This window comes from Marinifilum sp. JC120 (assembly GCA_004923195.1).
Classification (GTDB): Bacteria; Desulfobacterota; Desulfovibrionia; order Desulfovibrionales; family Desulfovibrionaceae; genus Maridesulfovibrio.
In genome coordinates this window covers 61,309-73,682 of the sequence record RDSB01000007.1, presented here as the reverse complement: position 1 = coordinate 73,682, position 12,374 = coordinate 61,309, and the positions used below count along the sequence as shown (strand labels likewise).

At 48.3% G+C, this 12,374-nt stretch carries 11 protein-coding genes and 1 tRNA gene; 9 read left to right on the top strand and 3 right to left on the bottom strand.

The features are described 5' to 3' along the window. Positions 1 to 17: 17 nt before the first annotated feature. Both D0S45_08750 and D0S45_08745 read right to left on the bottom strand, forming a co-directional pair. Positions 18 to 275 carry an HPr family phosphocarrier protein gene (locus D0S45_08750; protein TIH16494.1) on the bottom strand — a complete coding sequence of 86 codons (258 nt, stop codon included), beginning with the start codon at positions 273 to 275 and terminating at the stop codon, positions 18 to 20. Between the two features lie 65 nt (positions 276 to 340). Further along, positions 341 to 2,200, bottom strand: coding sequence for a PTS glucose transporter subunit IIA (locus tag D0S45_08745; protein TIH16493.1), 1,860 nt, complete (start codon positions 2,198 to 2,200; stop codon positions 341 to 343). Positions 2,201 to 2,431: 231 nt separating this feature from the next. Here D0S45_08745 and D0S45_08740 point away from each other — a divergent pair, with 231 nt between their 5' ends. The 3 genes from D0S45_08740 to D0S45_08730 all read left to right on the top strand — a co-directional run bounded on the left by D0S45_08740 (position 2,432) and on the right by D0S45_08730 (position 5,143). After that, on the top strand, positions 2,432 to 3,229 hold the full coding sequence (locus tag D0S45_08740) for a glucosamine-6-phosphate deaminase (protein ID TIH16492.1): 798 nt from the start codon (positions 2,432 to 2,434) through the stop codon (positions 3,227 to 3,229). 8 nt (positions 3,230 to 3,237) lie between these two features. Beyond that, positions 3,238 to 4,377, top strand: a complete 1,140-nt coding sequence (gene nagA, locus D0S45_08735) for an N-acetylglucosamine-6-phosphate deacetylase (protein TIH16491.1) — start codon at positions 3,238 to 3,240, stop codon at positions 4,375 to 4,377. A 121-nt stretch (positions 4,378 to 4,498) separates the two neighbouring features. Continuing rightward, a complete protein-coding gene (locus D0S45_08730) occupies positions 4,499 to 5,143 on the top strand; it encodes a class I SAM-dependent methyltransferase (GenBank protein TIH16490.1) in 645 nt (214 codons plus the stop codon). Between the two features lie 4 nt (positions 5,144 to 5,147). Here the strand turns inward: D0S45_08730 and D0S45_08725 are convergent, their stop codons facing one another. Continuing rightward, complete coding sequence (locus tag D0S45_08725) at positions 5,148 to 7,139, bottom strand: DUF3365 domain-containing protein (GenBank protein ID TIH16489.1); 1,992 nt, start codon at positions 7,137 to 7,139, stop codon at positions 5,148 to 5,150. Between the two features lie 213 nt (positions 7,140 to 7,352). On the opposite strand from D0S45_08725, the gene D0S45_08720 reads away from it, so the two are divergent. The 6 genes from D0S45_08720 (at position 7,353) to D0S45_08695 (ending at position 12,225) form a co-directional block, all read left to right on the top strand. Next, positions 7,353 to 8,795 (top strand): DegQ family serine endoprotease, encoded by a 1,443-nt coding sequence (locus tag D0S45_08720; GenBank protein TIH16488.1) that lies wholly within the window; start codon positions 7,353 to 7,355, stop codon positions 8,793 to 8,795. Between the two features lie 96 nt (positions 8,796 to 8,891). Next, the gene (locus tag D0S45_08715) at positions 8,892 to 9,764 is read left to right on the top strand and encodes a 4-(cytidine 5'-diphospho)-2-C-methyl-D-erythritol kinase (GenBank protein TIH16487.1); all 873 of its coding nucleotides are present in this window, start codon (positions 8,892 to 8,894) and stop codon (positions 9,762 to 9,764) included. Positions 9,765 to 9,799: 35 nt separating this feature from the next. Next, a tRNA-Gln gene (locus tag D0S45_08710) sits at positions 9,800 to 9,875 on the top strand. A 40-nt stretch (positions 9,876 to 9,915) separates the two neighbouring features. After that, positions 9,916 to 10,860, top strand: coding sequence for a ribose-phosphate pyrophosphokinase (locus tag D0S45_08705; GenBank protein ID TIH16486.1), 945 nt, complete (start codon positions 9,916 to 9,918; stop codon positions 10,858 to 10,860). A gap of 66 nt (positions 10,861 to 10,926) precedes the next feature. Further along, on the top strand, positions 10,927 to 11,532 hold the full coding sequence (locus D0S45_08700; protein ID TIH16485.1) for a 50S ribosomal protein L25: 606 nt from the start codon (positions 10,927 to 10,929) through the stop codon (positions 11,530 to 11,532). A gap of 75 nt (positions 11,533 to 11,607) precedes the next feature. Continuing rightward, entirely contained in the window at positions 11,608 to 12,225 is a 618-nt protein-coding gene (locus D0S45_08695; GenBank protein TIH16484.1) for an aminoacyl-tRNA hydrolase, read from the top strand. Positions 12,226 to 12,374: the final 149 nt, after the last annotated feature.

Genomic DNA, 12,374 nt, shown 5'->3' with positions numbered 1-12,374 from the left:
TTCAGATTATTTCGCGGTTATTTGATCGAGCTTAAAAATTCAGCAAGACTGTCCACTGCTTCCTGTTCATCACTACCGGAAGCCTCAAGGTGCAGCTCCGCACCTTTGACCAGCTCCAGCAGTTGCAGCTTGAAAAGACTTTTGGCATTGGCAGATTTGCCGCCAACAGTGACCTTGATGTCGGCTTCATAACCCTTGGCAAGTTTGACGAACTCAGATGCAGGCCTGACGTGCAGGCCGTCTTCCGCAGTGATGGTAATTTTCTTTTCAGCCATATTCACATCCTTTTTTCTTATTTAATCCGACCCCGCCATATGACGGGACCGGAATATTTTAACTGCTATTTTTTCTTGAGAGTCAGGATCGGGCTTCCAATCACGACCTTGCCGGTCATCTTGGTTATTGCAGCATAATCATCAACATTGCTTACAACAACAGGAGTTACCACAGAACTTACCTTTTCACGCAGCAGAGCGAGATCGTAGCGGATCACCGGATCGCCCTTCTTAACGGATGCACCTTCTTCAGCCACACGGGTGAAGCCTTCTCCTTTGAGCGCAACGGTATCAATACCGAAATGAACAAAAAGTTCAACTCCATCTTCAGTTTCCATGCTGAAGGCATGGTTAGCCTTGAAAATCTTTCCAATCACACCGTCCGCAGGGGCACACATGGTGTCACCGGAAGGAATAATCGCCACGCCGTCACCCACGACCTTATCCGCGAAAACCGGATCAGGCACGTCTTCGATGGACACGATCTCACCTTCGATGGGAGCATAAAGAGCGATGCTGCCTTCTGCTGCAAGCTCACTCTCTTCGCGCTGCATGCCGCCCATGGCCATGGCGACCAGTTCAGCCTGAGTACCCAGAATAACCTGAACACCCTTTTCACCGACGCGGACAACACCTTTGGCTCCGCAACGCTTGAGGCCGTCTTCGTTTACAGCAGACGGGTCCTTCACTTCCAAACGAAGTCTGGTGATACATGAATCAATATTAACAAGGTTTGCAGGCCCACCAAGTTCACGGATGCAGGACTGAGCCAGATTAAGGGTATCTTCATCGGAAATATCGACCGGAACAAGGGTATCATCCTCTTCACGACCGGGAGTCTTAAGATCAAAAAACTTAATGGCAAAAGTAAAAAGGAAATAATAAACCACAAAAAATACGCCGCCCAGAGCCAGTCCCATCAGGGGATTGGTGGCCAGTCCATAGTTCAGCACATAGTCGATGGCACCAGCTGAAAAACCGAATCCCAGCTTAATGTTAAAGATGGAACACAAGGCCAGTGACACCCCGGTCAACAATGCATGTACAGCATAAAGAGCCGGAGCAATGAACATGAACATGTATTCGATGGGTTCAGTCACACCGGTAAGAAAAGCGGTAAAGGCTACGGAAAAAAGGATACCACCGATCATGGCCCGGTTTTCAGGCTTGGCGGTCCGGTAAATAGCCAGTGCAGCAGCGGGAAGACCGAACATCATAATCGGGAAAAAACCGGACATAAATCCACCGGCAGTGGGGTCACTGGCAAAAAATCTATGCAGGTCACCGTGCACAACCTGCCCGGCGGCATTAGTGAAATCACCAAACTGGAACCAGACAATGTTGTTCATAATGTGATGCAATCCGGTGGGGATGAGCAGCCTATTCAGGGTACCATAAACAAAAGTTCCCACAGGACCGGAACCGATAACCCAGTTAGCGACAGCGTCGATCACGCCCTGAATGGGAGGCCAGGCGAAACTGAAAAGATATGCCAAGACCAGTGCACAACCGGAAGTAGCAATCGGGACAAATCTTCGTCCACCGAAGAAAGCCAGCCACTCCACCAGTTTTATATTGTAAAAGCGGTTGTAAAGCAGTCCGGCGCAAATACCCATGATGATCCCGGAAAGAACCCCCATATTAATATCTTTATTCAAACTGCCGATGGCGGCGGTAAAAACAAGGTAGCCGATCCCCCCAGCCAGAGCCGAAGCACCTGCATTATCTTTGGAAAGACCTACAGCCACACCGATGGCGAATATCAGCGGCAGATTGGAGAAAATTGCATTCCCGGCCTGAAAAACAAATGGAATATCAAGCAGGTCTCCGGCCCCCAGACGCAGCATCAAGGCCGCCACCGGCAGCACAGCGATGGGTAGCATTAATGAACGACCCAGTTTCTGCAATCCTTCCAAAATCCTCATAACATCACTCCTGGCAAATTGTTGATTACCCCGGACACGGTTTCCCTTTCATCCATGTCCGCCAGCCCTCTAATATTTGAGTACTGATTTGGACAATACTAGCTCGTACCGACCACCTCAACTTTATTTATTTTTTTTAATCATAAAAAAAAGTATAATAAGTTGATTTATTCCCCTCACGATGAATACTTTTAGCATCAAAGGAATGTTTTTTAGTACATGGAGGAAAGCATGAGACTCATTCCAGTTATAAACAATCCGGGCTGGTGGGCCGCCCATTATGTAGCAGGAAAAATCAAAAACTTTTCCCCCAGCAAAGAAAAACCCTTTGTGCTGGGACTGCCCACCGGGGGGACCCCCATAAGCATGTACAACGAACTGATAAACCTGCATCGAGCCGGAAAGGTCAGCTTCGAGCATGTCATAACATTTAATATGGATGAATATGTCGGCCTACCCGAAGACCATCCCCAAAGCTATCACTATTACATGTATGATAACTTTTTCAACCATGTAGATATCCCAAAAAACAACATAAATTTGCTGGATGGCAATGCCCCCGACCCGGAAGCGGAATGTGAAGCTTATGAACAGAAAATAAAGAATTACGGCGGAGTTAATATTTTCGTCGGCGGCGTGGGAACCGACGGACATATAGCCTTCAACGAACCGGCCTCTTCACTTTCCTCCCGTACCCGTATCAAGACTCTAACCGTTGAAACCCGTACGGCCAACTCCCGTTTTTTCGATGACAACATGGAGACCGTGCCTAAATACGCTCTCACCGTAGGGGTCGGGACCCTGCTCGACTCAAGAGAAGTTATCATCCTTGCTTCCGGCCTGAACAAAGCTCTGGCCGTATCATATGCGGTAGAACACGGTGTAAACCACCTCTGGACCGTCTCGGCCCTGCAACTGCACCGCAAAGGCATCCTTGTCTGTGACGAAAATGCCACCATGGAACTGAAAGTAAAGACGCTGAAATATTTTAAGCAGATAGAAGCAGACAACCTGCAAGAACCCAAATAGGCGGCAACATGTACGCACTTGTAAATTGCAAAATATATACGGGCAATGAAGTACTGAATAATTCAGCAGTGCTAATCAACGGAAAGCGCATCAGCGCAGTGGTTGAACCGGAAGACATACCAGCTAAAACAAAACGGATAGATCTTGAAGGGGCAATCCTTGCCCCCGGATTCATAGACCTCCAGCTCAACGGCTGCGGAGGCGTATTTTTCAATGACGACATTTCAGGAGAAACGCTGGAGCGTATGTCCGGCGCGATTATCTCTACAGGCTGTACCTCCTTCCTGCCCACACTGGTCAGCGCGCCGGAAGAAGACATGCTCAAGGCCATGGAAGTGGTCCGAGAATATCGGTTAAATTCACCGGACATAGTGCTCGGACTGCATCTGGAAGGTCCATACCTTAGCCGCAAACGCAAAGGCATCCACAACCCGGAGATGATCAAATCCCCGGATGAAAAAGTTCTTTTACGCATTGTGGAACTCGGGCCGGAAGTAACCAGAATGTGCACTATGGCCCCGGAAGTGGTTTCACCAGAACAGGTAAGCATGCTTGAAGATACCGGAATCAGGGTTTCCGCCGGACACAGTGCTGCACCCTGCCCCCGGGCACGGGAAATGTTCCGGGCCGGCATAAGTATGGCCACCCATCTTTTCAACGGTATGGAACCGCTTCAGGGCCGCGAACCAAGCCTTGTCGGGGCCGTTTACCTTGAAAAACCGTGGACCGGGATCATCGTGGATGGAGTGCATGTTTCATGGGATAATGTGGAGCTTGCCAAAAATATCGTGGGCAACAAACTTTTCTGTATCACCGACGCTACATCCGCAATTGTTTCCGAACAGACCGAATTCGTGCTCGGCAACCAGACTGTTTATGTTAAGGATGGCAAATGCGCAGCAGCTGACGGCACCATCGGAGGCTCCATGCTGACCATGGACAAAGCGGTTTACAATTGCGTTCACCATGTGGGCATTGAACTGGATGAAACCTTACGCATGACCTCCCTGTATCCAGCCCAAGCTATCGGTATCGATCATGAATTCGGACGGATAGCAAAGGGATATAGGGCTGATCTGGTGGCCTTGGAAACAAATTCACTGGAAGTGCGTGCGGTGTTCAAAAACGGGGAACCACTGGACCTGTAGTAAGCTCACATCACGATACATCATAATTCGGGCGAAAAAATTTGCTTTCAGGGTAGAAATCACACAACCACACAACTAAGCTCTTTTCATTTAAACCTAGAATCCAAAATATGAGTAAAAAATGAAAAGCAAAACCACGGTAAGAAAAGCATTCACCGGGGATCATGTACAGCAGTATGACCAGAAATCTCTAAAAGCCAACTGGCTGGACCCGGACATCGTATTCGGCCTTGCTTTCCGCTATGTAACTCCGGGCGAAAGTATCCTTGATGTTGGTATCGGCACAGGTCTGTCATCAATTCTTTTTCATCAAGCCGGACTTGAAGTCCACGGCCTTGATTTTTCGAATGAAATGCTTGAGGTCTGCGCAGACAAAGCATTTGCAAGCAGCCTTGCAAAACATGACATCAGCATTGCTCCGTATCCGCTGGAAAAGGAATCAATAAATCATGCTGTTTGCACCGGATTGACCCATCTTTTCAGTGATCTTGGGGTTCTTTTCTCAGAAGTAAACCGTGTGCTGATTAAAGATGGGATTTTTGCCTTTGTAGTGGCAGATGCAAACGCAGATGAACCGGACGGATATGCCTTGAGCTGCCAGAAAGAACAAAATCCAAAAATAAAATTCCACCGCCATTCACAAGATGCTCTGGACAAACTGTATCTGAGTCACGGATTTGAACAACTCAACTTCTTGAACTTTACAGCATCATCAATCGGCAGGCAGAAAAGAACCTACCGGGCCTGCGTTGTGCGAAAAAAATAAGCAACTAAGCTTTGTCGGTCTCGTCATCAAAAGGAAGTCTGATAATAAACTTAGTTCCTTCTCCGAGTTTCGACTCAACGGTCATACTGCCATTGTGCTGATCGGCAATGATAAAATAGGAAACAGAAAGCCCCAGTCCGGTCCCCTTGCCCACAGACTTAGTGGTGTAAAACGGTTCAAAAATCCGTAGACGGGTAGCTTCGTCTATTCCTGGACCATTATCTTCAACCTCCACAACGGCCAGCCCGTCTTCCTCGAAGACTCTGCAATGAAAACAGGGTTTGTCGTCACCGTAGTTTTTTTCGGTCATGGCTTCTGCACCATTCTTGAACAAATTTAAAAAGACCTGCTGCATTTCATTACCGTCGCACAAAACCCGGTTCATTCCCGGCTTAAATTCGCGCACTATTTTTATATGTCTAAAATCGTACAGTTTTTTTAAATTATAGTCATTGGCTGCCAGATCAAGTGTTTTATCTATAAGAGTAGAGAGGTCAAACAAATCCATCTTCCTGTCAGTCTTACGGCTGAAGCTGAGCATATTCTCAACAATTGAAGCCGCACGTTTGCCGCTCTCCTGAATTGATTCAAGCATCCGGTCAACCTTTCTCATCTTCAAGTATTCCTGAACAAGTTCAAGGTGGACCCCGCACTCATCGGCCGCGTTCCGGTTGGCTTTTAGGTCGGCAAAGACCCGCTTCTTTATGTTGTATGCACTACCGAGTATCCCAGCCAGCGGATTATTAATTTCATGAGCCATTCCCGCGGCAAGCCCGCCCACAGACATCATTTTCTCAGACTGGACCAAGACCTGCTCCAGATTCACTCGCTCCGTCACATTATCAATACGGATAACGGCACTTTCAACACCGTTGGCGAGCAAAGGATAAATAGTAATATCCTCGTACTGAACATCCCCGTTTTCCCTACGCACATGCTTGGATTCACATTGCACAGTGCGGGATTGCACGGCCTTACGCACCCTGTCCATTTCATCCGCTAAACGAGGGGCGACAAGCCCTAACGGCTTGCCAAGAGCTTCTTCTTTTAATACCCCGAAATCGCGGCCCGCTTTAATGTTCCATTGGGTAACAATCCCGTCAGGGGTAACCCCGATTATTAGCGAGGGCATTGAATCAATAATGTTGGAAAGATAATTGCGCAGCTTTTCCACTTCCTGCTCCGCCTGTGTACGCACTTCAATTTCCTGCTTTAACTTGGCGGTCCGCCTGTTAACCACTCCCCTTAGCTTGTTACTGAAAAGAAGCGATCCCACAAGAACCGCCACCCCGGAAAACAGAGCTACACCGACGATGTACATATCAAGGAGTTCTTTATTCAAAGGAGCCCTGATTGAGATTACTGCCCTGACAATTCCTAGTTCCTCGTCATACCCCCCGGCCCCCTTATATATTTCACGCAACTGAGCCGGGGCATCTTCGCGCTTACCATGGCAGACAAGGCACCCCTTAGTGTTCTCAAGAAAAGGAATTGCTACGTACAAATATTGTGTTCCATTGACACTGACAATATCCCGGTATTCATTCATATCCCGGTTCTTATTGAACATCTCAATCAAATCACATTCAAGTGGATCTGCCTTGTTAACTTTATTGCGAGGGTTGTTGGCCGCCATCTTGTAATAGACTTCATCATCTCCGGCAGCACTTTTTTCCTGATTATAAAATCCGTGCAGATTCCTGATTATGAAAGAAGAGGAAAAAAGCTCCGGCGCGTAAAAATCTTCTGTTATCTTTTTACCATCCTTATACTTGTATAATGCCGGGTGCATAATTTCCTGCACATAATGGTGCATCCCTTTGTGGACCAACAGAATCTCCTTGATCTTGTCCTCCGCCTGAGTGACGATATATTGTCGCGCCACATAAAAAAGGACGACCCACACAGTCATGATAATCAGCAAAAAAAGGACTGCGACCTTCAAAAATTTCTTTTTGTCGGATAAAGCAGATCGAAAATTTCGTAATGATTTCATGAAACAGCCACCCCTGATTAATTAGCCGAATACTGTTCATTTGAAAAAGTTTTCTATTAATAACATTACTCGATTTTTTTGAGTAATGTCCAGAACCGAACGAGATAAACACCGTTTTATAATCTCCACCACACTATTTACATTTAAAAAAACAAGACTATACTCAGGAGTGCCGCCTATCCCGTTTTCCGGGCGGTATTATGAGGAGGTTACATGAAATTAAAACGCTACATTGGATTACTCGCTCTCATCATTGTACTCATCCTGCCCGTATACGCTCAGGCAGATGGGCTGCCTTCCTTTGTCGATCTGGCAAAGAAATGCGGTCCTGCCGTGGTCAACATTAACACCGTGAAAATGGTCGAAGTGGGAAATCCCATGGAAGACTTTTTCAAATTCCACGGCAAAGGCAAAAACAACCCTTTTGAAGACTTCTTCAAACAGTTCAATAATCGCGGAAACGGCAAACAGCCCAAGCAGAAACGCAAAACCGGTTCGCTGGGTTCAGGTTTTATCATTTCCAAAGATGGTTACGTAGTCACCAACAACCACGTGGTCGCCTCTGCGGATGAAATCACGGTAAAACTACAGAATGACGGGCACGAATACCCGGCAAAAATCATCGGCCGTGACAAAGAAACCGACCTTGCCCTCTTAAAAATAGAAGTAAAAAAAGACCTGCCCTTCCTTGATTTCGCCAATTCGGAAAAAGCCGAAGTAGGGGAATGGGTACTGGCTATCGGTAACCCCTTCGGTCTGGGACACACCGTGACCAAGGGAATTATCAGTGCCAAGGGCCGTATCATCGGCGCAGGGCCCTTTGACAATTTCATCCAGACTGATGCCAGCATCAACCCCGGAAACTCCGGCGGTCCGCTCATCGATCTCAAGGGACGTGTCATCGGTATCAATACGGCCATCATCGCCAGCGGTCAGGGAATCGGCTTTGCCATCCCCAGTAATATGGCTGAAAATATTATCTCTCAGCTCAAGACTGATCATAAAGTCAGCCGCGGCTGGCTCGGCGTAACCATTCAGGACGCTGACGCAAAGACCGCAAAAGCCCTCGGTCTCAAAGAAGAAACCGGCGCATTGGTCAACTCCGTCAACCCCGGCGATCCCGCGGATAAGGGCGGCATGAAAGTCGGCGACGTCATCCTCAAGGTTAGTGGTGAAAAAATCGACGACACCAACGACCTGCTGCGAACCGTGGCAGCACTGCCCCCGGGCAAAGCCGTAAGTATTAAAGTATGGCGCAAGGGACGCGAAAAGAACCTGCGCATCGTGCTTGGCGAACGCAACGGCAAGAATGTTGTAGCCGAAGCTGAAAAGATATCCCCCAAGGCTGCTGAAGAAAACCTTGATGACCTCGGGCTGGTAGTCCGCAGGGTCAACCGTAAAGCCGAAGCCCAATCCCTCGGTCTTGAAAGACCTGAAGGGCTGCTGGTCATAGAAGTTATGCAGGAAACTCCTGCCGAAGAAGCCGCTATCGCTGTAGGGGATGTGATTCTGGAAGCCAATCAACACAAGGTTAATTCCATCAAAGATCTCCAGAAGATAATCAACACCGAAGGCAAAAAGCGCGGACTGGTAATGCTGCTCCTGAAACGTCAGGGTCATAACATATTCCGCACCATAGAATTGAAAGACAAATAGTCTCCCGACTGTTGCTAGCTCTCCAACAAACAGCCCGTCCTGAAACTGCTCAGGACGGGCTTCCTAATTCAAGCTCTTTACGTTATTAGACTGCCCATGACGAAAATAATTCTTACCGCACCGGCTAAGGTCAACCTTTACCTAAAAATTGTTGGCAAAAGGGAAGACGGTTATCATGAGCTGGAGACCCTATTTCATCCCTTCCCGGCACTGGCCGACACTTTGGAGGTAACGGAAACCGGAGAAGGATGTACCATTCATTGTGCAGAATTCGACCTTCCTGCGGAAGATAATCTTATTTACAAGGCTTGGGATAAATACAGCGAAGCCACCGGATTCCGTCCTGGCCTGCATATAGAATTGACCAAACGCACCCCCACCGGTGCAGGACTTGGCGGCGGCAGCTCCGATGCGGCTTCCATGCTCCGTTTCTTAAATAACCACCCGAAAAGTCCGGGTCTTGCGCACGACAAGCTAAACGCACTGGCTGCGGGGCTTGGCGCGGATGTGCCCTTCTTTTTGCTGGACGGTCCGGCATGGGCGAAAGGAATTGGTGAAATTTTATTCCCCGTAGAGGTTGACCTTTCCGGCCTGACCGCGTTATTAGCCTGCCCGGATGTGCACGTAAATACCGTGTGGGCATACAAGGCATGGTCCAACCGAGATCAATCCACTAATTTGAAAAAAAGTGACGCCTTTGACTTGACAACGTCAGCCAGCGGTAATAATAGAACGGCCTCCCAAACGAAGGTAACTTTGTTCAATGACTTTGAAGAGGTTGTTCTTCCAGAGTTTCCCAAAATCAGGGAGACAAAAGAATACTTACTGAAAAACGGAGCCTGCGGAGCTGTAATGAGCGGAAGCGGAGCCAGCGTGATCTCATTCTTTAGGGAAAGAGGCGCAGCAAAAAAAGCTGCATCAGGCTTAAAATCGATGAAAGTCGAATCTGTTCTTCACACGTTTTCTTAATTTTAATATAGTACATATTTCCATATAATATGTGCAGGGATGTCGCCAAGTTGGTAAGGCACGTGGTTTTGGTCCACGCATTCGAGGGTTCAAGTCCTTCCATCCCTGCCAAATTTATTTCTCTTTCCGAGAGGTCAAGTTGGAGACCGACATGAACGGTGAACTTAAGATTATCAGCGGCTCGTCAAATCTGGCGCTTTCAGAAGCAATCTGTGACCATCTCGGCAGCAAACTTACTCCTTGCCTGCGTGAAAAATTCAGTGATGGTGAAATTCGCATTGAGATTCAGGACAATGTCCGCGGCTGTGATGTTTTCATAGTCCAGTCCACCTGTGATCCGGTGAACTTTCACTTCATGGAACTTTGCCTCATGCTGGACGCACTTAAAAGAGCAAGTGCCCGCCGAGTAACCGCAGTTGTTCCCTATTACGGTTACGCCAGACAGGACCGCAAGGTTTCTCCCCGTGCACCAATCAGTGCAAAACTCTGTGCCGACTGCCTGACCGTTGCCGGTATGCAGCGTCTGGTCACTATCGACCTGCACGCAGGCCAGATCCAAGGCTTTTTCAACCTCCCGGTAGACAATATTTATGCAGCGCCCGTCCTTCTGGACGAACTGCGCACCCGTGACGATGACATGGTCATGGTTTCCCCTGATGCAGGAGGAACCGAACGCGCAAGAGCATACGCCAAACGCCTCAATGCCGGACTGGCAATTGTGGACAAACGTCGCGATGCTCCCAACCAGGCCAAAGCAATGCACGTCATCGGCGAAGTAAAAGATAAAGTCTGCGTGGTCATGGACGACATGATCGATACCGCAGGCACCATGTGTCAGGCAGCCAAGGTTCTTATAGACCATGGTGCAAAAGACGTAATCGCCTGCGCAACCCACCCGGTTCTTTCCGGACCGGCTATCGACAGGCTGGCCGCAGCACCTTTTTCCGAGGTGATTGTAACCAACACCCTGCCTGTCCCCGAAGAAAAAATCGCTAAGAGCGGCGGCAAGATCAAAGTGAAATCCGTTGCCGGAATCCTCGCCAAGTGTATCCACAACGTGCACACCGAGTCTTCTGTAAGCGTACTCTTCGTTTAATTACGCCTATTCCCACCCTCTGTCGGTCATTTCGAGCGACAGCAGGTTAACCATAAGGAGAACATAATGTCTGAAAAAGTAACCTTCAAAGCTGATGTGCGTACCAAAACAGGTAAATCCGCAAACCGTCAGCTTCGCAATCAGGGTATGGTTCCCGTTGTCTTCTATTCTCAGGACGGCGAAAACCTGATCCTTTCCGTTAACGAAATTGAATTCGTTAAACTGTATCGCCAGATCGGCACTACCCGTGTCTTCAGCCTTGAAGTTGATGGTAAGACCTACGACACTCTGATCTGGAAAATCCAGATGGACCCCGTTCGTCCCCGTCCCAACCACATCGACCTGCTCGGCGTTTCCGCTGACCGTCCCCTCAAGATCGACGTTCCCGTTGTGACTGAAGGTACTGCACCCGGTGTTAAACTCGGTGGTCGCATGGCTATCTACCGCGAAAAGCTGACCGTAGCTTGTACCGCAGCAACCATTCCTGCTGAAATCGTTGTAAACATCGACACCATGAACGTTGGCGACACCGTATTCGTAAACGAAATCGAACTGGATGGTGGCGCAACCGTACAGCACGACAGCAACTTTGCACTCGTTCGTTGTGCCGCAGGACGCGGTTCTTCTGAAGAAGAGGAAGGCGAAGATTCAGCAGAAGCAGCTGACGAATAAGCCTAAAGCAATATATTCATTTTCGGGCCCCGGTTTATCCGGGGCCTTTGCCGTTTGTTAAGCAGGGATACAATCATGGAATACAAAGCACTTATCGCAGGACTGGGTAACCCCGGCCCCGAATATGCCAAAACCAGACACAATATCGGGTTTATGGCTATTGATGCTTTGGCTGAAATGTCCGCATCCCGCAAAAACATGCGCTACAAAGAAATGGGTATATCCGGCGATTTCGAACTGTTCAGCGTGAACATGGCCGGGAGCAATGTGCTGGTTACAAAGCCGCTCACCTACATGAACCTGAGCGGCAAAGCAGTTGCGGCCATATGCGGAAAGTTCTCCATTCCGGTATCAAATATATTCGTCATCCATGATGAACTGGATCTCCCTTGCGGAAGGATGAAGTTCAAAAAAGGCGGCGGTAATAACGGACACCGGGGCTTGGAATCAATTCAGGAGAAAATGGGCTCACCTAATTTCTTCAGGATCAGGGTCGGCATAGGCCGCCCGGAATTTTCCTCACAAGTGAAAGACTATGTCCTTGAAGAGTTTAACTCTCAGGAACTTGAAGTCGCAGGACAAATGTCTCAAGCAGCCATCAAGGGACTGAACCTGCATTTCAGGCGGGGCCAAGGAACGGCAACTCAGTTCATGAACAGTTTCACGCCCGATGTTCCTGAAACCGAACCATAGACTATTTTTCACAATTCAGTTATAATAATTTTTCGTAGCAATTCCCTCTATAGAAGATAGACATCAATAAGAGGGTAAAAGAAATTGGAAGGGCCTGTAAACCCGTTTTCAGCTAATCCTGAAGTACACGTAATCGCGCCATCACCATA

What these genes read in the sequence shown, in the direction of transcription:
- D0S45_08720 (TIH16488.1), top strand. Translation starts at nt 7,353, where the DNA reads ATGAAATTAAAACGCTACATTGGATTACTCGCTCTCATCATTGTACTC.
- D0S45_08730 (TIH16490.1), top strand. Translation starts at nt 4,499, where the DNA reads ATGAAAAGCAAAACCACGGTAAGAAAAGCATTCACCGGGGATCATGTA.
- D0S45_08715 (TIH16487.1), top strand. Translation starts at nt 8,892, where the DNA reads ATGACGAAAATAATTCTTACCGCACCGGCTAAGGTCAACCTTTACCTA.
- D0S45_08745 (TIH16493.1), bottom strand. Translation starts at nt 2,200, where the DNA reads ATGAGGATTTTGGAAGGATTGCAGAAACTGGGTCGTTCATTAATGCTA.
- nagA (TIH16491.1), top strand. Translation starts at nt 3,238, where the DNA reads ATGTACGCACTTGTAAATTGCAAAATATATACGGGCAATGAAGTACTG.
- D0S45_08725 (TIH16489.1), bottom strand. Translation starts at nt 7,139, where the DNA reads ATGAAATCATTACGAAATTTTCGATCTGCTTTATCCGACAAAAAGAAA.
- D0S45_08695 (TIH16484.1), top strand. Translation starts at nt 11,608, where the DNA reads ATGGAATACAAAGCACTTATCGCAGGACTGGGTAACCCCGGCCCCGAA.
- D0S45_08705 (TIH16486.1), top strand. Translation starts at nt 9,916, where the DNA reads ATGAACGGTGAACTTAAGATTATCAGCGGCTCGTCAAATCTGGCGCTT.
- D0S45_08740 (TIH16492.1), top strand. Translation starts at nt 2,432, where the DNA reads ATGAGACTCATTCCAGTTATAAACAATCCGGGCTGGTGGGCCGCCCAT.
- D0S45_08700 (TIH16485.1), top strand. Translation starts at nt 10,927, where the DNA reads ATGTCTGAAAAAGTAACCTTCAAAGCTGATGTGCGTACCAAAACAGGT.
- D0S45_08750 (TIH16494.1), bottom strand. Translation starts at nt 275, where the DNA reads ATGGCTGAAAAGAAAATTACCATCACTGCGGAAGACGGCCTGCACGTC.